A 17,613-nucleotide genomic window follows, 5' to 3' on the forward strand; every position below is an offset into this window, starting at 1 on the left:
GGATGCTGTCACCCGTAGAGTTCGAACGGCAGCAGATGATGAGCACCGAGGGCGTCTAGAAAACTCGGGGCTATTCAACGGCTTCGGTTGCGATCGACACAAAACGGTTGACAGAAATCATCGCTAACAGGCTTGCGAGGCTTGTTTCCTGATAAATAACATTAGGGCGAAAGCCTTGCTCGGTCAGTCTCGCCGACAGCAGATTGCCGAGGATTGGTCCCAGGCCGTCACTCGGGAGGACGAACACTTCGCGGCGCAACTCAGGCCAATAGATGCGCTCGTGCTCGGACAATCGGTGCCCTTCGAGCAGGGCAATCATAAGCCGTTCTGACCAGAGCGGACGGGATCTGATGCCGGTTTCCGCCAATCCTACCGGTGCGACAGCGACGTCAATAGATCGTGACTGGATGCTTTGAAACAACTTCTCGGGACCGGCCTCGACGCCATCGAATTGAACGTCTGGGAACCGGGTAAGATAGTCTGTGAAAGCGAGCTTCAGGTTCCCCGCCATCAAGGGGGTGCAATAGCCAACCCCCAATCGACCCTCAAGTCCATAGCTGACGTTGCGTGCTGTCGTCCGAAGGTTGTCAATATCTGTAACGATCCGCCGCGCTTGCTCAATGAAAACCTTGCCATTTTCGGTGACTTCCGCACCTCGGGTCGTTCGATCGAACAGCTTGATGCCGAGCCGGTCTTCAAGCAGCCGCACCCTGCGGCTGAGGGTCGATTGCTTGACGTTAAAGGACGCTGCGGCGCGCGAAAAACTCTGGGCGTCGGCCGTCATCACGGCAAAGCGTAATTGTTGCACCTCAATCGACATGTGATCGAGCAGCCCTATATAATACTGAAATCAAGAGCCTGCCCCCCTTTCCCATAATCAAGAACCACCCGTACCTATCTGGGTGATATTATTGAGGCCGAGAGCCGCTTGCGCGCATTGTGCAACGTCGAGAATTGCCTGCGTCGATCATGATAGAACTGCCGTTTCGTTCGGCTTTGGCCGCTTGGCTTTTCCAGGGATCCGACGATTGAGTTCTTCTTGTAATGCGGATGACGCATCTTCTTCACCGTGAGTGACGAAGATCTGTTTGGGAGCTTTCTTAAATGCTGAAATCCAGGCAAGTAGCGCCGTTCGGTCCGCATGGGCTGAAAAGCCGCCTATCGAGCGGACATCTGCTCGCACAGCAATATTTTGACCAAAGATCCTTACACTGGCCGCTCCATCTACCAGCTTTCGTCCACGCGTTCCCTCTGCCTGATATCCCGCAAATAAAACGGTGTTGTTCCGGTTCGGCAACCCGTGGCGGAGATGATGCAAAATTCTACCCTCAGTGCACATTCCGCTGGCGGAAATTATGATCGCGCCTGATTTTATCGTGTTCAGAGCAATCGATTCCTGCACGCTCTCAGTATATTTCAGAAGAATTGAAGGCTGAGTTTGCCGTTTCCATGTTTCAAGCTTTTTTGCTTCTTCATCAAACAGCCTGATATGTCGTTTTGTGAGTTCAGTCGCTCGCTGCGCCATGGGGGAATCGAGAAAGATATTAAGGTTCTTGAGGCGACCCTCACAAGTTAGGTGATGAAAATAATAGATCAGTTCTTGTGTCCGCCCAACGGCGAAGGCAGGTATGTTGAGGTTGCCTTTTTTCTGGTTCAAGGCGTGGTCTGCAACCTCTACCAGCCTATCAAGCGATGGGCCTAATTGTTCATGATCACGGTTCCCGTAAGTGGATTCCACGATGAGATAATCGGCCTCATCAATGAAAACAGGATCGCGAAGTATTGGGCGATGCGGCTGACCAAGGTCACCTGAAAAAACCAGCTTTCTTTTTTCGCTGCCTTTGCCAATCCATATTTCGAGAATTGCCGACCCCAAAATGTGTCCGGCATCGCGCAATCGCAATTGCACTTCAGGGTGGAGCGATATGGTTCGATCATAGTCGTGCCCATCCACTTGGGAAAGCGCCGTTTCAGCATCCTCCATCCGGTAGAGTGGTTCGAGCTCTTCTTTAACATGAGAGCGTCTTCTCGCCGCGCGTTCAGCCGCCGCTTCATGGATATGAGCGCTGTCACGAAGCATGATTTCCAGCAATTCTGCGGTTGCCTTGCTGGTATAGATCGGGCCTTCAAATCCATCCCGGCATAATTTGGGGAGCAGGCCGCTGTGATCGATATGCGCGTGCGACAGTATAACAAAGTCAAGCGACGATGGCGAAAATGAGAAGCTTCTTCGGTTTTTCGAGTCCGCGTCGCTCCCACCCTGAAACATGCCGCAATCGACAAGAAACCGGGCGCCTCCGGCCTCCACCAGATAACATGAGCCAGTGACTTCCCCAGCGGCACCCAAGAATGTGATTTTCATACTATCATCCTGTTACCATCCAAATTCTTAGCGTCATTCAGGTGGTATCTCGCCATAGAACTCGCAGATCACATGCACGGCTTCACGGGCCGTATCGACAATCTGGTAGAGGTTCAGATCACTTTGATCGATATATCCTTCTTCGGCGAGGTAGCTGAAGTTGACGACCTTGTTCCAATACTCTCGGCCAAGAAGAACTATCGGTATTGGAGGGATTTTCCGGGTCTGAACAAGCGTGAGAACGTCGAAAACCTCATCCATCGTGCCAAACCCGCCCGGGAAAGCTACCAACGCTTTGGCTCGCATTAGAAAATGCATTTTGCGCAAGCCAAAGTAGCGAAACCGGAAGCACAATTCCGGCGTGATGTAGGGATTGGGGGTTTGTTCTTTTGGCAGGTCGATATTAAGTCCGATCGAGCGCGCGCCTGCCTCGTAGGCACCCCGATTTGCCGCTTCCATGATGCCGGGACCGCCGCCTGTTACAACTAGAAAGTCAGCACGTCCTTTCTGTTGGAATCGCTCAGAAACTATGGCTGAAAATTTCCGCGCTTCATCATAATATCGGGTCACTTCGTGAGAACCATCAGGGGAGACCCGCGCGCTTCCAAAAACGACAACGGTCGAGTTGATTCCCTCCTTCTTCAGGACAATGTCTGGCTTCAAAAATTCCAATTGCAGCCGCGCCGAGCGCAGGTCATCGAGGTTCATGAACTCGGGATCATCGGTTGCCGGCCTGTAGGCCTTACTTTCGAGCAACGCCTGCACCATTGCCTGCCTCGACCGGGCATCACTTTCGGGGCCGTCAGGCACTACTCGCTGGTCTTGCCGTCAAAACGCTCGTGTAAAGCGGGAAACCGCATAGCATGAATAGCAGACCAAAAATCGATGTTGGGCTTACCTTCGGCCATAGTTTTCCTCTCCCGTATCTATCGTGGTGCTGCTCCGGCATGCGTTCCTCCAAGACCTTTGCAGCGACGAGGAAACGACTCCGCCTACACAAAAGATAGTGACTAAGTACTATCTTTTGTGTAGGCGCGCAATATGAAACGCAAAAACCTGACCTCCGATGAGCGCAAAGCGGCAACCGTGGAGGCAGTGATTGCGCTCGCAGCATCGTCAAACCCTGCCGACATAACTACAGCGCAGATTGGCTCCTACATGGATGTGACCCAAGGCGCGTTGTTCCGCCATTTTCCCAGCAAGCAGGAAATCTGGACGGCTGTGATGGACTGGACGGCGAACCAACTTCTGGCGCGAATTGACAAGGTTGAGAGCGACAATCCGCTTGATGAACTGGAGGCGATGTTCGTGGCGCATGTCGATTTTGTCGTCACTCACCCGGGTATTCCACCGATCCTCTTCGGTGAATTGCAACGCAGGGGTAAGACTCCTGCGAAGGCGCTGCTGCAGAAATTGATGGCAGAATATGGCGTCCGGCTATCGACGAAGCTCACTAGGGCGAAGTCGGCAGGACTTATTGCATGTGATACCGACATACCGGCTGCGGCGATCATGTTTCTTGGCATCATACAGGGTCTAGTGATGCAGAGCATGATGACCGGTAATTCGAGCATGATGCGCGAAATGTCGACGCGGCTTTTCAATATATATTTAGGTGGAATAGGGGCCAAAATGTGAAGCGGCCTGTCGCCCTAAACCGCCGCGAGCTGACGCATTTAGCCGCTATCACGCCATTGCTTTTACCATTCATCTGGGCGGCACTTCACATGCAGAAACCCGCGCCGTTAACGGAGAATGTCCAGTGAACAGGAAACGTGTCCTTATCATTGTTGCAATAGCGGTTCTGTTGATCGCGGCCTTCATCACGCGCGGCTTCGGCCTGATCGCTAAAGCTGATGAAGGACCGCTTACGCTCTATGGAAATGTCGATATTCGTGAGGTGGATTTGGGCTTTCGTGTTGGCGGTCGGATCAATTCCATCGAAGTCGAGGAGGGTGCCGCGGTGACGGCAGGACAATTGCTGGCAACCCTTGACAGATCCAGCCTCGAAAGCCGCGCCCGCCAGGCGGATGCCCAGATCGCCGCTGCTGAGGCAAATTTGACAAAACTACGCAATGGTAACCGCGCACAAGAAATCGAGCAGGCTCGCGCACGCTATGCAGCTAGCCAAATAGCTGTTGCCGAAGCCGATAGAGATTATCGACGCCGCGAACCACTTGTTGGTCCTGGTGCGATCAGCCGCGATATCTGGGACCAAACTGTCGCCACACGAGACCGTGCGCGGGCGCAGGCAGCGGAGGCGCGCGCTGCGCTCTCACTCCTACAGGCGGGCGCGCGGCGTGAGGATGTCGCTGCAGCGGCAGCGCAGGTGGACGCAGCAATAGCACAGCGCAGCGGCACTCAGGTTGATCTGACCGACACGCAGCTGTTCTCACAAACGGATGGCATCGTCGTGACCCGCGTCAATGAGCCGGGCGCAATTGTGCAGCCCGGCGCCACCATTCTCACGCTGGCCATCAACGCCCCGATGCGCGTTCGCGCCTATATCGGCGAACCTGACCTCACGCGCATCAACCCAGGAATGGCAGTAGAGGTCAGCGTGGATGGCAATCCGCGCACTTACAACGGCACAATTGGTTACATCTCGCCACAAGCCGAATTTACGCCTAAATCAGTAGAGACTCAGGATTTGCGTACAGATCTAGTTTATAGGCTGCGTATCATCGTGACCAATCCTGATGATGCGCTGCGGCAGGGTCAGCCGGTCACTGTGAAAATCCCAACTGCGCGAGCCACGCAGGCGCGCTGATGACTGCGCGTCAGCCTTTGCCTGTTGCATCGGCCGAGGGGCTGGTGAAGCGTTTTGGCGCTGGACCAGCTGCGCTCGATCAGGTCAGCATCGCCATCAGGCCGTGGCAGATGACCGGACTTGTTGGTCCCGATGGTGCGGGCAAGACAACCTTGATCCGCATATTGGCGGGACTGATGACAGCAGATGCAGGCACGCTCGACATATTGGGCGGCGCGCCCATCGATGCGCTGGAAGATATTGGCTATATGCCGCAGCGCTTTGGCCTTTACGAAGATTTGAGCGTGCTGGAAAATCTCACGCTCTATGCCGAGCTGCGTGCGCTGCCCAAAGCCGAGCATGATGCGACCTTTGACCGGCTGCTGACCTTCACTGACTTGAAACGCTTCCAGTCGCGCCCCGCAGGCAAGCTGTCGGGCGGGATGAAGCAGAAACTGGGTCTTGCATGTGCGTTGGTGCGCACCCCCAAGCTGCTGTTGCTTGATGAGCCGGGCGTCGGCGTTGATCCGATCTCTCGGCGTGAATTGTGGTCGATGGTTAGCGATCTGACCGAAGAAGGCATCGGCGTTCTCTGGTCCACAGCCTATCTTGATGAGGCTGAAAACTGCGATATCGTCTATTTGCTCAATGACGGAAAGCTGTTGTTTGAAGGTCCGCCAGAAGCGCTGACAGATGGTATTGAAGGCCGCGTCATCAAGGTTACAGACTTCGATGATAATCGGCGGCATGTGCTTACCCGCGCTCTCGATAGGAGCGATGTCATCGACGGCACATTGCAGGGCCGTGCGGTGCGGCTGCTCGTGAAAGAGGGCTGCGCCCCGCCAGACAGAACGGTGCTGAACGAAGGCGAGCAAACGCGCGTTTCGCAGGCGTCGGCGCGTTTTGAGGACGGTTTTATCGATATATTGGGTGGCGGACCGACAGGAACCAGCCAGCTTGCGCAAAATTATCGCGAAATCCCTGTAAGCGATGCGCCTGCCATTTCAGCCAACGGGCTGACCAAAAAATTTGGTGATTTTACTGCCGCTGAGGATATGAATTTCACTGTCGGCCGCGGGCAGATATTCGGACTACTTGGCCCCAATGGGGCAGGCAAATCAACATGCTTCAAAATGCTCTGCGGCCTGCTCACGCCGACATCGGGCACAGGCGCGGTTGCCGGCAAGGACATTCGCCGCGCCGCTGCCCATGCGCGATCCTCGCTGGGCTATATGGCACAAAAATTCTCGCTCTATGGTGATCTGAGTGTGGCGCAGAACCTCGCTTTTTTTGCAGGCGTCTATAATCTGGGCGGTGCAGCCGCGAAGGCGGCCATCGGTCAAATGACCGAACTGTTCAATCTTGGCGACCGGCTTAATGTCAATGCTGGTACACTGCCGCTGGGCTTCAAGCAGCGTCTGGCGCTCGCCTGCGCCGTGATGCATCAGCCGCCTGTCTTGTTTCTTGATGAGCCGACTTCCGGTGTTGATCCGGTTGCGCGGCGCGAATTCTGGACCCATATCAATGGCCTGGTGGAAAAGGGTGTCACGGTGCTCGTCACCACCCATTTCATGGATGAGGCAGAATATTGCGATTCGGTAACGCTGATTTATCGTGCGCGGCAGATCGCCAGCGGTAGCCCCGATGATCTGAAAGCCGAGGCAGCGCGGATCACCGGCGCGGGTGACCCGACGATGGAAGATGCCTTTATCGCGCTGATTGAGCGATCCGAGCAGAGCAACGCCCCAGGTCTGGCGGCGTGAGCGCACGTTTTTCCTTTAATCTGCGAAGACTCACTGCGCTGGTGGGCAAGGAGTTGACGCAAGTGGTGCGCGATCCCGCGACCATCTTGATTGTTCTCGTTCTGCCATTGATCCTGCTGTTTTTGTTCGGTTATGCCGTCTCGCTCGATGCCTCGCGAACGCGGGTTGCCGTAGTATTGGAGGACAGCAGCGAGCCTGCGCTCAGTCTGGCCTTAGCCTACCAGAATTCTCGCTATTTTGAAGTCACCATGGCGCGCACGGTTGAGCCGGTGCGCGATTTGATGGTAGATGGCAAAGCGCGCGGGATCATCGTCATTCCGCAAGGGTTCGGGCGCCAGATACAAACGGGCCGGGCCGCCATCCAGATCATCACCGATGGATCACAGCCTAATACCGCCAATTTCGTTGCCGCTTACAGCAATGGCGTGCTCACCAATTGGACAGCCTTGCGTCAGCTTGAAGCGCCTGTAGCTGGCGCGCCAATGTCACCGCTGCAGATTGCGCCGCGCTATTGGTACAACCCCGCGCTCAAGAGCCGCTTTTTCCTCGTTCCCGGCTCAATCGCGATTGTCATGGCGATGATTGGAACCTTGCTCACCGCACTTGTCGTCGCGCGCGAATGGGAGCGCGGAACGATGGAATCGCTGATGGCCACACCGATGCGGATGACCGAATTTATTGCCAGCAAGGTCGTACCTTATTTCCTGCTCGGGCTTGGCTCGATGGTACTATGCAGCCTGACCGCAGTGTTCCTGTTCGGCGTGCCATTTCGCGGAAGCGTGATTGCTTTGATTGCGATGTCGGCCGCCTATCTGATGCCCGCGCTGGGCATGGGGCTGTTCATTTCGGCAGCAACCAAAAACCAGTTCGTTGCCAGCCAGATTGCCCTGCTGAGCTCCTTCCTGCCGAGTTTTCTCCTGTCGGGCTTCCTGTTTGAAATCTCCTCAATGCCAAAGCCGATCCAGATCATCACGTATCTGGTTCCCGCGCGCTACCTTATTCCCTCGCTGCAAACGGTGTTTCTGGCCGGTGATTTTTGGGGGCTGTTCTGGCCCAATATTGCCATCATGCTCGGCTTCGGTTTCGGCTTTTTCCTGCTCTCCTTCCGCATGACGAAACGGAGCTTGGACTAATGGAGCGCCTGCGTGCCATCATACTGAAGGAAATCTGGGCGCTGCTGCGTGACCCCAAGGGGCGCATAATCCTGTTTGCTCCGCCGCTATTGCAGCTCATGATATTCTCATTTGCCACGACGCTCGACGTGAATAATGCACGCATCGGCATTCTCGATCAATCGGGCGGGGCGCAAGCTCAAGAGCTTGTCCAGCGAATCGCCGCCAGCAGCAATTTCGGGGAAATCCAGCGTCTCTCTTCGCATGATGGTTTGGCGCGAGCGATAGACAGGCAGGAGATCATCGCCGCCGTTGTATTCGAGCCAGGTTTTGATCGCGCTCTGGCCGCAGGCAAGCCTGCAACTCTAGGCATCATCCTTGATGGCCGCCGATCCAATGCAGCGCAGATTGTTGCAGGTTACATCAGCAATATTGCCAGCGACGCGGCGGCACAGAGGAGCGGCGGCAGCGGCCCCGTCAGCGGTATTGTCACAAACTGGTACAACCCCAGTCTGGATTATATCTGGTTCACGCTGCCCTCGCTCATTGCCATAGTATCAGCGGTGGCAGGCCTATCGGTGACTGCGCAAAGCGTAGCGCGAGAGCGCGAATTGGGAACTTTCGATCAGTTGATGGTCAGCCCGTTGCGCATGCACGAGATTTTGATCGGAAAGATGATACCGCCCTGGCTGGTCGGCATGCTCAATGGCACGATTTTCTTAGCCGTCGCTACTCTCTTCTTTCACGTTCCGTTCACTGGATCGTTGCTCCTGTTTTATCTCTCGCTCGCGGTATACATGTTCGCGCTGATCGGCGTCGGCATGTTCGTCTCAGCGGCCTCGACCACGCAGCAACAGGCCTTCCTCGGCTCCTTCCTTGCCATGGTCCCGCTGATATTGCTGTCTGGTTATGCCAGTCCGATCGAGAATATGCCGGACTGGCTACAGATGGTGACGCTGATCAATCCGGCGCGCTATTTTGTGGTCATCGTGCAGGGTCTGTTTCTCAAGGCAATGCCGCTCGATCTCGTATTGGAGCAATTGTGGCCGCTGTGCCTGATTGCCATTGCCACGCTGTCCATATCGGCGTGGCTTTTCCGCGCCAGAATGGAGTAGAATCATGGCGAGACATCAAGCAACAGCCGCGCTGGCGCTCGTCGCACTGTTGGCGTCCTGCACTACGGTCGGGCCTGACTATCAAGCGCCCGTGGCCGGAGAAATGGCTAGCCCGGCCTGGAACGAACCTGCCCCGCTGGGCGAGGTCGACCTGGTTTGGTGGCGGCAATTTGGCGACCCGCTGCTCACGCAGCTGGTCGAACAAACCATTGCCGACAGTCCCGATGTCCGAATTGCCGAAGCTCGGCTTGCCGAAGCACGTGCCAACCGTGATGCCATTGCAGGCCGACAGCTACCAAACGTGACCACCAGTGGCAGGGCCAGTGAGAATGTGCTGAGCGAGAATGGTACGCTGCCCGTCGGCAGTCTTCCCGGCTTGTCGCGTGAATATAGCCTGTTCGATCTTGGCTTCGATGCAAGTTGGGAAATTGATCTGTGGGGGCGCAACCGCCGGAGCCTGGAAGGTGCCAATGCCCGGGCAGATGCCGCGCTGGAGGCAAAGCGTGACGTGCAACTCATGCTGGCAGGGGAAATTGCCCGCGCTTATTTCGATCTGCGTGAAGCGCAGGCACGCGTGCAGGTAGCGCGGCAACAACTTGCCAGCAATCAGGCACTGGCGCGGCTTACCCATCTGCGCTTCACGGCGGGCGAGGCGAACCGTATCGAGGCACAACGGGCCGACGTTGCCAGCAGCAACAGCGCGGGTGCGCTTCAACAGGCCGAGGCACATGCCAGCAGCTTCGCATATCAGATCGCCAGTCTGATGGGTGTAGCACCCGAATCGATCGTGCCCGAATTGCGCGTGCTGCGCGCAATTCCGGCCAGCCCCGATACGATCCTGGTTGGTATTCGAACCGATCTGTTGCAGCGTAGGCCCGACATTCGGCGGGCAGAGCGCAATATGGCAGCAGCCAGCGCAGACATCGGTGTGGCCACAGCCGATCTGTTCCCGCGCTTCAGCCTGTTTGGTTCGCTTGGCCAGCAAGCGCGAAGCGTCGGTGATCTGGCCTCTCCAAACAGCACCCGGCTTGCCATTGGTCCCAGCTTCTCCTGGCCAATATTCTCCGGTGGGCAAACTCGCGCGCAGATTGCGGCCAGTGATGCGCGCTATGATGCGGCGGTCGGCGCATATGAAAAAGCCGTCAACACATCTCTCTCAGATAGCGAAAGCGCTATCAATCGCTTCGCCAGAGCAAGAGAGGCGGCCAATGAAGCGAGGGCCGCTCTGAACAGCGAGCAAGCGAGCTTCAGGCTTGTTCAGCGGCGCGTAAGCGCGGGCGAAGATGACCATTTGGCCCTGGAGCGCGCACGACTGTCGCTCTGCCTGGCATCTACCGCATATGACGCGGCAAGCGCGAATGAAGGGCGCGCTGCGGCGGCACTGTACAAATCCCTCGGCGGCGGCTGGCAATGAAGCGAGGGCTGATGCTCATTTTTATTCCAAGGAATAGATGCAGTCAGTCTGCGCAATATTCGCTGAGAATTTTGTTGGCCATTGGCCTGTCGTTTTCGCTCTCGGCTTGCGCTTCCTGGCCAGATCGGCCTGCCGTTGCGGCGAGCATAGCCGCCACTGCATCAGTTGAAGGGTTTGACGATATTCGAATTTATGCCGATGCCGATAACGGGCATTGGTTGCAATGGAGGCAACAGTGGCGGGATGACCGTGAGCGGGCCGGCACGATAACACCTATCCGGATGCTGGCAATCTCAAGCGGCTCGGACAAAGGCGCATTCGCTGCAGGACTGCTCAATGGGTGGAGCGATAGCGGAAATCGGCCGGATTTCACGCTCGTCACCGGAACCAGCACGGGCGCGCTCATCGCACCGTTTGCGTTTCTCGGTGGTCAGTATGATGGCACGCTTCGCACGATGTATACGACTATTTCGGCCAGGGACATTTTTCGCAAACGGCCTGTCGAAGGCGTTCTGGGCGGCGTGAGTCTGGCTGATTCTGCACCACTTACCCACTTGATCGAGCGTTATCTTACCGATCAGATCGTCGATGAAATTGCCGTCGAGCACCGCAAGGGGCGCCGATTGCTCGTCACAACTACGAACCTTGATGCGCAACGCGGCGTGGTCTGGGATATCGGCGCAATTGCCAGCAGTGGAAACCCGAGGAGAGCTGTTTTCATCCGGCAATTATTGCTTGCTTCCGCAAGCATTCCTGGCCTGTTCCAGCCTGTGTTGATCGACGTCGAGAACAATGGCCAGAACCTTAGCGAGATGCATGTCGACGGCGGGACAACAGCGAGCATGTTCGTTGTTCCGACAGCACTGATTTGGTCCAACGCTGACGACACCTCAATCGAGGCGCCACGCTCGATTGACCTCATTTATAATGGGACGCTGCAATCCAGGTATGATGTGGTTGAGCCACGAACATTCACGATTATGGAGCGTGCATTGGCAACAGTGTTATTGATGGCCGATCAGCAAATTATCGCCGGATACCGCCAATTTTCCCAACAACACAATGCTCGTCTTTCAACTTGGACTATCGGAGCTGATTTTCCTGATGAAGATCATCCTTTGTTCGATCAAGGATATATGATCAACTTGTTCTACTACGGATACGAAAGGGGACTTGAGTAGTCGCGCTGATGAATAGAACCCGTGAGATCGCGACGCATACCTATGTACGTTATTGCGATGACACGAAGTCGGTCGTGCCGGTGCCGCAGGCCGGTCATCACGCAAGGTCCAGCAGGGGTTCAAACCCATACGCCAGCGCTACTGGTGGTAGCGCTTCTGACAGCGAGGTTGCTTCTTGGCTATGTCGGTCAACATCGCAGACAACATCATCACGAGCCATCTCCACCGACATACCTATAGTGATGGCTTCAGCCCCACGCGATGAATCTGTTGGCGGCGGTCGGTCAGTCATTCAGCTTTCTTTGAATTCCGTAAGTTTATCCGGCGGCGAAGCGCCTGGAACAGGGCATCGAGATCATCAACATCCACGTCGAGCACTTCGTTCCATTCGGCCAGCACCTCTTCAAGCGCCTCGTGCGTAGATGGTATATCGGGCGATGTGCGGACAGCAGGGGAAAGTTTGGCCTTATGCGGCCATGAATGACCGGTGAGATTGTTGTACAGCCAGCCTGCCAACGCGATTACGATCACATTGAAGACGATTGGCAGCATATGGTCCCATCCCCAGGCCTCGCTTCCCGTCGCTCCCAAGGCGCACAGCAACGCACAAGCACCGCCCGGCGGATGTAGGCAGCGGGCGAGCGACATCACCGCGATAGCGGTCCCCACGCCGAATGAGGTCGCCAGCAAGGGGGAGCCCAGATATTGCCCAAAACCGAGCCCTATTGCGGTGGAGAGAAGATTGCCGCCAATCAATGGCCAGGGCTGCGCCAGCGGACTTGCCGGAACCGCAAACACCAAAACCGCGCTCGCGCCCATCGGTGCGACCAGCCATGCAAAGGCGAGATTGCCCGATCCCACCGACCCTGTCTTCAGCACCAGTGCCGTTATCGCGCCTGCACAGGCAATCCCCAGCGCTGCACCAATTGCACCGCGCAGCCAGCCCAAATGCCCGGTTACTTTCTGCGGCAATAGCGCTGCCGAACGCGAAGTCAGAAATTCAATCACAGCGGACTTTCAAGAATTTACCCAGCACCACAACGCAAGAATGACGCACGACAAAGGGCTGCACCACAAGGACGCAGCCCTTTGTTGGGGCCGGTATGCCGGATCGAACTAGGCGGCCAGCATTTCGTCAGCTGGCCCAAAGAATTCATAGTGGATATGCTGCGCTGCAACCCCGGCCAGAGAGAGGGCAGAAACAGCCGCTCTCAGAAACGGACGCGGACCGCAGATGAAAAAGTCCGCCTGACTGACCGGAGTATTCGCAATCAGCCATTCATCGGTGATGATGCCCGCATGGTCATAATCCTGTCCGCGAGTTTCATCGGCTAGCGGAGTCTGATGGAAATCCGTGATTGTGATCGACGGATTGGCAGCCGCCAGCGCACGCACATGGCCGCGCATCGCATGGGTTTCACGGTCATGCGTTCCGTGGATGTACTGGACAGGCACCATGCCATCCTGCGCGGCGAGCGTTTCGAGCATAGCGACCATCGGCGTCAGGCCGACACCACCAGACAGCAGCACCACCGGGCGCATCGGGCGACCTTCAAGGAAGAATTCGCCAGCGGGCGGTGCAACCTTGAGGATTGTTCCCGGCTTTGCTGCGTCATGCAGCCAGCCCGATGCGAGCCCGTGCGGTTCCCGCTTCACCGAAATGCGGTAAGTTTCGCCATTGGCCGCGCTGGATATCGAATAATTGCGCTTGACCGGGGGATGGCCGGGGATTTCCAGCCAGAATGTCAGATACTGGCCGGGCAGATGGCGCATCACGGATTTTCCATCCGCCGGGTGCAAAACGAACGATTTGATAACACTGCTTTCCTCGATCACCTCGTCCACGGCAAAATCGCGCCAGCCGTTCCAGCCACCGTCGGCCTCCCGCTGTTCGGAATAGACGGCGCTTTCGCGGGCGATCAGGATTCCTGCGAGAAATCCATAAGCCTCTTCCCAGGCGGCCATGATTTCGGGCGTGGCGGCATCGCCCAGCACAGTTTTGATCGCGCCGAGCAGGGCCGCGCCGACATGCGGATAATGTTCTGGCAGAATTTGCAGGCCTACATGCTTTTGCGCGATCCGCTCCACCGCTGGCGCCAGCGCCGCGAGATTTTCGATATTGCTGGCATAGGCAAGGATCGCGCTGGTCAGCGCCCTTGGCTGAGAGCCTGCATCGCCGTGATGCGACTGGTTGAACAGATCGCGAATATCGGGGTTTTCAAACATCCGCGCATACATTTCGTTGACGATGGCAAGACCGTGGGCCTCAAGCGCGGGAACTGTGGCCTTGACCAGCGCGATTGTCTGCTCGCTGAGCGTTTGTGACATGATAACTCCTGTTGATTTGAATTGTGGAAGTAAGAATGGCTGGCCGAAATGGGTTCAGGTGGGCGGCCGCGATCAGGCGGGAGGTGGCTCGGTGTAGAAATGGACCTGCATCCGCATTTCTCCCAGCGGAGTGACGAAATGTGGCTGCTGTGGAAGCACGATGCCGGGGCGTCCCGGTTCCAGAATGCTTTCGCCCGGCGGGTCCAGAACCGTCAGTTTCAGCCTGCCTTCCAGCACGCAGATATGGCCCCAGACGCCGGCCTTGGTATCGTGCCGTGCGCGCAAGGCCTTGGGAAGCGAATCAGAATCGAACACCGGGGTCGAACGATAGGGCTGCGGCCCGCCAGAGGCTTTGCCTACACTGGTCATCGGGCGTTGACCGATTCAACCGCGCTGGTGTTGGCGTCTTGGCGCATCGGACCATCAATGCGGAAGAACATCGCAAGTTGCAGGCTTTGCGCGATCCGTGCGGCCTTTTTCTGCAAGGCATGCGCGGCTTCCGGATCCATCATGGCATTGGTTGTTTCGGCCCACAGCGCCAGCCAATGTTCGAACAGTTCAGGCGTAATGCGCGATTTGTGCTTTAAGTGCGCAGGCACCGGCTGGCCCTTGTAACGGCCGCTTGTCAGCATCACCGAAGACCAGAAGTCAGTCAGCTTGTGCAAATGCTCCGGCCAGTCCCTGATCGTGTCGTTGAAAATCGGGCCGAGCATCTCGTCGGCCCGAACGCGGGCATAAAACGCCTCGACCAGACTGGCGAGGCCATCATCATCCAGTTTTGCAAGCTGCATCGCCGCGACTCCAAATCATGTACTGGTAATACATCTATCCGGGCAGGCAAAAACATGCAACGAGAATACATCAATTGGAGTGACGAGCTTTGCGGCTGACCCGTTACAGCGATTTTGCCATGCGCGTGCTGCTCTATCTGGCAGCCCGGCCCGATCGCCTGACGCCGATTTCAGAGATCGCGCGGGCCTATGCAATCTCGCATAATCATCTGATGAAAGTGGTCAACGACTTGGTCAATTCTGGCTATCTTGAAAGCGTAAGAGGCCGATCGGGTGGGGTTAGGCTGGCAAGGCCAGCGGCCCAGATCAACGTGGGCGAGCTGATCCAGCACACCGAAGATGATTTCGATCTGGTTGAATGTGGATCGTGCATTATCGCCCCTGCCTGCGGCCTCACCAGCGTGCTGGACGAAGCGCTGGCGGCATTCCTTGGCGTACTTGGCCAATATTCATTAGCCGATGTGCTGGCGAGAAAAGGCGACTTTACCCACCTGCTGCATGTCGCGGGGAAGCGACGGTCTAATGATGGTTAACCCGATCTCGCTGTTACTTTCTTAATGGCCATTCAGGGGCTCCGCTACGCAGCCCATTGCTTCAACTGCCTCATGCGCAACAAAGCGGCTCGGCTCTGATCCCAGCTGGGGGAAGCTGGGGGTCAGGTCACACCCTCAAAAAACGAGCGCTGAATAGCCTCTCGTTTTTCTGGACGCTTACGATCCCAATTTTGAGGAAACCGGTACAAGTCCAAACGGGTTCTCTGATCTCAGCCGATGAACAAGTTCATGCTCGGGGAACTGTTCGACCGCTGCTTGCCAGATTTCGCTCGCAGTCTCCATGTCGCCGCTGTTCCAATAAACTCCTCCCAGGTTGAACCATGCAAGTGCATATTCCGGGTCGAGCGAGAGCGCTTTTCGGTAGGCCTCAATGGATTCCTCTGTTTGACCCAGCTTTTCATTGGCCGCGGCGACCTGGAACCAGCTCATGGCATCTGGCTGAAGCGCGTCGGCTTGCTCTTGCAGGATCGGAAGGCTTTCCTCGCACCGTCCGAGAAAATTAAGGGCAGTCCCTAGGCAGTAGCCATAGTGCCCGCCTGCAAGATCATAAGCTTGGCGGTAACAGTATTCCGCCTCGCTCCAGTTTTCCTCATCTTGTGCCCAATGTCCAAGCCGGTCCCACAAGAAAGCGCACGCTTCTGTTTCAATGTCTTGCATTCCGGTTTCGAGCTCGACTTTGATTTCGGAATATGTCGATCTGGGATCTTCGCCTGCCGCCCGCAGATAGAATTTGGCTAGCAACTGCTCTCGCTTGCCAATCGGATGATGCGGATGCGCAGTAAGGAACCGATCCCAGAATGTGAGGGCAAGTCGGGCATTTTCGTCCGATGCGCGTCCAAAGATTGCCAGCTGCCTGGCGCACCACGGCCAGATCCATTTGTGGGCGTTAGCATCAACTATCAGCCTGTTGATTTCACGGAACGCGCCTTTTGCGTCCCCTAGCTGGAACAGAACGTTGATTCTCCAACCTGCAACAGATGCCTGCTTTCCTAGACTATCGTTGAGAAAAACGACCTTGTCGAAATGGTCAAGCGCCTCTTGGTAGTTTCCATGTCGGTGGTGATAGTTCGCCAGCGCATGATGCGCCTCGGCAAGGTTTGGGCTTAATCTGAGCGCTTCGCGGTAATGATCGGCGGCCTGTTCCTCTTCTCCCAGTATTTCCAAGCTTGATCCGAGGTTTTTATGCGTCTGAGCAAGAAGCTGTGCATCGGGAGAGGCGCCGGGATTTTCCAGAGCCTTTTTGTATTCGGCTGCAGCCTCCTTATCCCTTCCCAGTGCGGCAAGCCCGTTTCCGACAGTGTAATGCAGGCTTGCGTCGTGATAGCGACCCAGTCCGATCCGAGACGCGAAGTGAGCCATACCTGCAGTGATCCGTTCGGAATTGGGTTCCCTGCCAGCCATGCCAAGATTGATCTCGGCCATATAAGCATAACCCATCGCATCGTGATCGGCGTTAAGCACCGCTGCAAACCGGCCAAAACTGGCGCTGACAAGTTCATCGTCACCGCTCTCGTAGAGTTGCGCCAACACATCCGCCGTCTCTTGCGCGTGATCCCCAATGTGCAGGTCGGGCAATGCGCGCCTAATCACGTCAGGAATCTCGTCGGCCATAGCGGCCATTTGCTCGACCCTTTTGTCGCGTGATGAAAACGCGACCGATTTGGCTAGCTCGGTAAATTTGCGCAGGCGTTCAGAGGTAAGCTTCTCGGTAAAATTGACCGTCAGTGTTTGTTGCGTCGCCCAGTCTGGGTTTGCATGTTCATACTGTCGCAGCACGCTTTCGGTTGTGCGCGCCCAAAGCGTTTCCGTCGCTACGTGATAGCAAACGAACAGCGAATAGGGATGCATGAGCAGGTAGTTCAGGTTCGCTCGGTCAATAGCGACGCTGATTGAGCCATCGGAGTTGGATTCTTTTTCGGTGCCCTTCAATTGGACATGAATTTTGACGTTAGTCGCTCTTCCCAGATCGACGACTTCGATTTCACAATCTGTTCCGTAGTCCTTCCGAACAGCTTTCTGCAGAATACAATCTTCAGAAACAGACAGGAATTTGCCGAATGCGGCTTCGGCCTTGTCTTCTGTGATATGGCTTGTGCTGCGTTTCGGGAGGTCGTCGAAGTGAGACATTCTGGAAGTCCAAATTAGTCGGTGCGCGCGAATGCCTGCTATATAGGTGCTGAATCAGGTTTCTTGAATGACTGGGAAAAGTCAGGCGATCAGACCGCTGGGGCAGCATTTTATACT

At 56.1% G+C, this 17,613-nt stretch carries 16 protein-coding genes; 8 read left to right on the forward strand and 8 right to left on the reverse strand.

Annotated elements, in window-relative coordinates; translation table 11 throughout:
• Window positions 1–70: 70 nt before the first annotated feature.
• From GRI58_RS10720 to GRI58_RS10730, 3 genes are all read right to left on the reverse strand, one after another.
• A complete protein-coding gene (locus GRI58_RS10720; protein WP_160753606.1) occupies window positions 71–820 on the reverse strand; it encodes a LysR family transcriptional regulator in 750 nt (249 codons plus the stop codon).
• Window positions 821–967: 147 nt separating this feature from the next.
• Window positions 968–2,362 carry an MBL fold metallo-hydrolase gene (locus GRI58_RS10725; protein WP_160753607.1) on the reverse strand — a complete coding sequence of 465 codons (1,395 nt, stop codon included), beginning with the start codon at window positions 2,360–2,362 and terminating at the stop codon, window positions 968–970.
• A 33-nt stretch (window positions 2,363–2,395) separates the two neighbouring features.
• Window positions 2,396–3,172, reverse strand: a complete 777-nt coding sequence (locus GRI58_RS10730; RefSeq protein WP_337190959.1) for an LOG family protein — start codon at window positions 3,170–3,172, stop codon at window positions 2,396–2,398.
• Between the two features lie 231 nt (window positions 3,173–3,403).
• On the opposite strand from GRI58_RS10730, the gene GRI58_RS10735 reads away from it, so the two are divergent.
• The 7 genes from GRI58_RS10735 to GRI58_RS10765 all read left to right on the forward strand — a co-directional run bounded on the left by GRI58_RS10735 (window position 3,404) and on the right by GRI58_RS10765 (window position 11,696).
• Window positions 3,404–4,000 (forward strand): TetR/AcrR family transcriptional regulator, encoded by a 597-nt coding sequence (locus GRI58_RS10735; RefSeq protein ID WP_160753608.1) that lies wholly within the window; start codon window positions 3,404–3,406, stop codon window positions 3,998–4,000.
• Window positions 4,001–4,169: 169 nt separating this feature from the next.
• The gene (locus GRI58_RS10740) at window positions 4,170–5,132 is read left to right on the forward strand and encodes an HlyD family secretion protein (protein WP_237452255.1); all 963 of its coding nucleotides are present in this window, start codon (window positions 4,170–4,172) and stop codon (window positions 5,130–5,132) included.
• The gene (locus GRI58_RS10745) at window positions 5,132–6,874 is read left to right on the forward strand and encodes an ATP-binding cassette domain-containing protein (RefSeq protein WP_160753610.1); all 1,743 of its coding nucleotides are present in this window, start codon (window positions 5,132–5,134) and stop codon (window positions 6,872–6,874) included. The genes GRI58_RS10740 and GRI58_RS10745 overlap by 1 nt, the downstream gene beginning before the upstream one ends.
• The gene (locus tag GRI58_RS10750) at window positions 6,871–8,007 is read left to right on the forward strand and encodes an ABC transporter permease (RefSeq protein WP_160753611.1); all 1,137 of its coding nucleotides are present in this window, start codon (window positions 6,871–6,873) and stop codon (window positions 8,005–8,007) included. Before GRI58_RS10745 ends, GRI58_RS10750 begins: the two co-directional genes overlap by 4 nt.
• Window positions 8,007–9,101, forward strand: a complete 1,095-nt coding sequence (locus GRI58_RS10755; RefSeq protein ID WP_160753612.1) for an ABC transporter permease — start codon at window positions 8,007–8,009, stop codon at window positions 9,099–9,101. Before GRI58_RS10750 ends, GRI58_RS10755 begins: the two co-directional genes overlap by 1 nt.
• A 4-nt stretch (window positions 9,102–9,105) precedes the next feature.
• The gene (locus GRI58_RS10760) at window positions 9,106–10,515 is read left to right on the forward strand and encodes an efflux transporter outer membrane subunit (protein ID WP_160753613.1); all 1,410 of its coding nucleotides are present in this window, start codon (window positions 9,106–9,108) and stop codon (window positions 10,513–10,515) included.
• Between the two features lie 11 nt (window positions 10,516–10,526).
• On the forward strand, window positions 10,527–11,696 hold the full coding sequence (locus GRI58_RS10765) for a patatin-like phospholipase family protein (protein WP_237452256.1): 1,170 nt from the start codon (window positions 10,527–10,529) through the stop codon (window positions 11,694–11,696).
• A 288-nt stretch (window positions 11,697–11,984) separates the two neighbouring features.
• Here the strand turns inward: GRI58_RS10765 and GRI58_RS10770 are convergent, their stop codons facing one another.
• The 4 genes from GRI58_RS10770 to GRI58_RS10785 all read right to left on the reverse strand — a co-directional run bounded on the left by GRI58_RS10770 (window position 11,985) and on the right by GRI58_RS10785 (window position 14,815).
• Window positions 11,985–12,704: an HPP family protein gene (locus GRI58_RS10770; RefSeq protein ID WP_160753615.1), complete on the reverse strand. Its 720-nt coding sequence runs from the start codon at window positions 12,702–12,704 to the stop codon at window positions 11,985–11,987.
• Window positions 12,705–12,812: 108 nt separating this feature from the next.
• Window positions 12,813–14,024, reverse strand: a complete 1,212-nt coding sequence (hmpA, locus tag GRI58_RS10775) for an NO-inducible flavohemoprotein (protein ID WP_160753616.1) — start codon at window positions 14,022–14,024, stop codon at window positions 12,813–12,815.
• A 72-nt stretch (window positions 14,025–14,096) separates the two neighbouring features.
• On the reverse strand, window positions 14,097–14,393 hold the full coding sequence (locus tag GRI58_RS10780; RefSeq protein ID WP_160753617.1) for a TehB family protein: 297 nt from the start codon (window positions 14,391–14,393) through the stop codon (window positions 14,097–14,099).
• A complete protein-coding gene (locus tag GRI58_RS10785) occupies window positions 14,390–14,815 on the reverse strand; it encodes a group III truncated hemoglobin (protein ID WP_160753618.1) in 426 nt (141 codons plus the stop codon). The genes GRI58_RS10780 and GRI58_RS10785 overlap by 4 nt, the downstream gene beginning before the upstream one ends.
• An 89-nt stretch (window positions 14,816–14,904) precedes the next feature.
• Here GRI58_RS10785 and GRI58_RS10790 point away from each other — a divergent pair, with 89 nt between their 5' ends.
• Window positions 14,905–15,348 (forward strand): RrF2 family transcriptional regulator, encoded by a 444-nt coding sequence (locus GRI58_RS10790; protein ID WP_160753619.1) that lies wholly within the window; start codon window positions 14,905–14,907, stop codon window positions 15,346–15,348.
• A gap of 177 nt (window positions 15,349–15,525) precedes the next feature.
• Here GRI58_RS10790 and GRI58_RS10795 read toward each other — a convergent pair whose 3' ends face one another.
• Complete coding sequence (locus GRI58_RS10795) at window positions 15,526–17,496, reverse strand: tetratricopeptide repeat protein (RefSeq protein WP_160753620.1); 1,971 nt, start codon at window positions 17,494–17,496, stop codon at window positions 15,526–15,528.
• Window positions 17,497–17,613 lie beyond the last annotated feature (117 nt).

This window comes from Qipengyuania algicida, assembly GCF_009828025.1.
GTDB lineage: Bacteria > Pseudomonadota > Alphaproteobacteria > Sphingomonadales > Sphingomonadaceae > Qipengyuania > Qipengyuania algicida.

Excerpts from the sequence above, each read along its gene's own strand:
- GRI58_RS10755 (WP_160753612.1), top strand. The coding sequence starts at position 8,007 with ATGGAGCGCCTGCGTGCCATCATACTGAAGGAAATCTGGGCGCTGCTG.
- GRI58_RS10735 (WP_160753608.1), top strand. The coding sequence starts at position 3,404 with ATGAAACGCAAAAACCTGACCTCCGATGAGCGCAAAGCGGCAACCGTG.
- GRI58_RS10785 (WP_160753618.1), bottom strand. The coding sequence starts at position 14,815 with ATGCAGCTTGCAAAACTGGATGATGATGGCCTCGCCAGTCTGGTCGAG.
- GRI58_RS10745 (WP_160753610.1), top strand. The coding sequence starts at position 5,132 with ATGACTGCGCGTCAGCCTTTGCCTGTTGCATCGGCCGAGGGGCTGGTG.
- GRI58_RS10795 (WP_160753620.1), bottom strand. The coding sequence starts at position 17,496 with ATGTCTCACTTCGACGACCTCCCGAAACGCAGCACAAGCCATATCACA.
- GRI58_RS10765 (WP_237452256.1), top strand. The coding sequence starts at position 10,527 with ATGCTCATTTTTATTCCAAGGAATAGATGCAGTCAGTCTGCGCAATAT.
- GRI58_RS10760 (WP_160753613.1), top strand. The coding sequence starts at position 9,106 with ATGGCGAGACATCAAGCAACAGCCGCGCTGGCGCTCGTCGCACTGTTG.
- GRI58_RS10780 (WP_160753617.1), bottom strand. The coding sequence starts at position 14,393 with ATGACCAGTGTAGGCAAAGCCTCTGGCGGGCCGCAGCCCTATCGTTCG.
- GRI58_RS10720 (WP_160753606.1), bottom strand. The coding sequence starts at position 820 with ATGTCGATTGAGGTGCAACAATTACGCTTTGCCGTGATGACGGCCGAC.
- GRI58_RS10725 (WP_160753607.1), bottom strand. The coding sequence starts at position 2,362 with ATGAAAATCACATTCTTGGGTGCCGCTGGGGAAGTCACTGGCTCATGT.
- hmpA (WP_160753616.1), bottom strand. The coding sequence starts at position 14,024 with ATGTCACAAACGCTCAGCGAGCAGACAATCGCGCTGGTCAAGGCCACA.